This window comes from Rhizobium sp. NZLR11 (assembly GCF_019685115.1).
Classification (GTDB): domain Bacteria; phylum Pseudomonadota; class Alphaproteobacteria; order Rhizobiales; family Rhizobiaceae; genus Rhizobium.
Genome location: NZ_JABDWD010000031.1, coordinates 1 through 2,500, shown reverse-complemented (window position 1 = coordinate 2,500; position 2,500 = coordinate 1). Strand labels below are relative to the sequence as shown.

Sequence of the window (2,500 nt, the reverse complement as noted above, 5' to 3'; positions counted from 1 at the left end):
ACTCCGAATACCGGGGAGTACTACTCGGCAGACACACGGCGGGTGCTAACGTCCGTCGTGAAAAGGGCAACAACCCTAACCTCCAGCTAAGGTCCCCAAGTCATGGCTAAGTGGGAAAGGATGTGAGGATCCCAAAACAACCAGGATGTTGGCTTAGAAGCAGCCATCATTTAAAGAAAGCGTAACAGCTCACTGGTCTAAATAAGGGTCTTTGCGCCGAAAATGTAACGGGGCTGAAGCCATGCACCGAAGCTGAGGATGTGTAGCAATACACGTGGTAGCGGAGCGTTCCGTAAGCTGATGAAGGGAGACCCGTGAGGGCTCCTGGAGGTATCGGAAGTGCGAATGTTGACATGAGTAACGATAAAGAGGGTGAGAGACCCTCTCGCCGAAAGACCAAGGGTTCCTGCTTAAAGTTAATCTGAGCAGGGTTAGCCGGCCCCTAAGGCGAGGCAGAAATGCGTAGTCGATGGGAACCACGTTAATATTCGTGGGCCTGGTGGTAGTGACGGATTGCACAAGTTGTTCATTCTAATTGGATTGGATGGGCAGCGGAGCGGTTCCAGGAAATAGCTCCACCGTATAGACCGTACCCGAAACCGACACAGGTGGTCAGGTAGAGTATACCAAGGCGCTTGAGAGAACTATGTTGAAGGAACTCGGCAAATTGCACGCGTAACTTCGGAAGAAGCGTGACCCCATTCTACGCAAGTATGATGGGGTGGCACAGACCAGGGGGTAGCGACTGTTTATCAAAAACACAGGGCTCTGCGAAGTCGCAAGACGACGTATAGGGTCTGACGCCTGCCCGGTGCTGGAAGGTTAAGAGGAGAGGTGCAAGCTTTGAATCGAAGCCCCAGTAAACGGCGGCCGTAACTATAACGGTCCTAAGGTAGCGAAATTCCTTGTCGGGTAAGTTCCGACCTGCACGAATGGCGTAACGACTTCCCCGCTGTCTCCAACATAGACTCAGTGAAATTGAATTCCCCGTGAAGATGCGGGGTTCCTGCGGTCAGACGGAAAGACCCCGTGCACCTTTACTATAGCTTTACACTGGCATTCGTGTCGGCATGTGTAGGATAGGTGGTAGGCTTTGAAGCGGGGACGCCAGTTTCCGTGGAGCCATCCTTGAAATACCACCCTTATCGTCATGGATGTCTAACCGCGGCCCGTTATCCGGGTCCGGGACAGTGTATGGTGGGTAGTTTGACTGGGGCGGTCGCCTCCGAAAGAGTAACGGAGGCGCGCGATGGTGGGCTCAGACCGGTCGGAAATCGGTCGTCGAGTGCAATGGCATAAGCCCGCCTGACTGCGAGACTGACAAGTCGAGCAGAGACGAAAGTCGGTCATAGTGATCCGGTGGTCCCGCGTGGAAGGGCCATCGCTCAACGGATAAAAGGTACGCCGGGGATAACAGGCTGATGACCCCCAAGAGTCCATATCGACGGGGTTGTTTGGCACCTCGATGTCGGCTCATCGCATCCTGGGGCTGGAGCAGGTCCCAAGGGTTTGGCTGTTCGCCAATTAAAGCGGTACGTGAGCTGGGTTCAGAACGTCGTGAGACAGTTCGGTCCCTATCTGCCGTGGGTGTAGGAATATTGACAGGATCTGTCCCTAGTACGAGAGGACCGGGATGGACATATCTCTGGTGGACCTGTTGTCCTGCCAAGGGCATAGCAGGGTAGCTACATATGGACGGGATAACCGCTGAAGGCATCTAAGCGGGAAACCCACCTGAAAACGAGTATTCCCTATCAGAGCCGTGGAAGACGACCACGTTGATAGGCCGGGTGTGGAAGTGCGGCAACGCATGAAGCTTACCGGTACTAATAGCTCGATTGGCTTGATCGTTCTCATTGACTGTGCTCATCGAACAAAGTTCGATGATGCTTGACCTTTGTCCTGACGCGCCAATGGCGCTGCGGACGGCCCGCGCTACCGAGCGCGACGGCCTCTGGCCTGTATGGGTGCCACAAGCGCCCTCGGGTGGAAAAGATCGAAGACGTGTTCAAAAAAAGAAAACAGGCTAACGCCTGCCAGCTTCTCAAAACATAAAGTTGCGCTTTGCCGACCTGGTGGTTATGGCGGGGTGGCTGCACCCGTTCCCTTTCCGAACACGGCCGTGAAACGCCCCTGCGCCCATGGTACTTCGTCTTAAGACGCGGGAGAGTAGGTCGCTGCCAGGTCTGCAAAGCGCAACTTAACGCATGCTCCCGGAGCCTTAAGGCTTCGGAAAGATGCATGCGCCAACAAAACCAATCTTCTCAAAACAATCAACGGCAAACGCCGTCAAAAGGCCGCTAACAAGCGGCCTTTCGTGTTATAATACTCAAGCAGATCCAATGGATTTGCCATGGCGCGGGGTGGAGCAGCCCGGTAGCTCGTCAGGCTCATAACCTGAAGGCCGCAGGTTCAAATCCTGCCCCCGCAACCAATCCTTCCATGATCAAACACACAATACCCAAAAACCCGCCTCATGGCGGGCTTTTGCGTTTACGGG

Annotated in this window: 1 tRNA gene and 2 rRNA genes (1 of these 3 cut by a window edge); all 3 read left to right on the top strand. The window is 54.5% G+C overall.

Features of this window, described 5'->3' with window-relative positions:
• Window positions 1-1,851, top strand: a 23S ribosomal RNA gene (locus HJB83_RS31345); it begins 1,029 nt to the left of the window's first position.
• 220 nt (window positions 1,852-2,071) lie between these two features.
• Window positions 2,072-2,186: ribosomal RNA gene (gene rrf / locus HJB83_RS31340) — 5S ribosomal RNA — on the top strand.
• Between the two features lie 171 nt (window positions 2,187-2,357).
• Window positions 2,358-2,434 (top strand) — tRNA-Met (locus HJB83_RS31335).
• The last annotated feature ends 66 nt before the right edge of the window (window positions 2,435-2,500 follow it).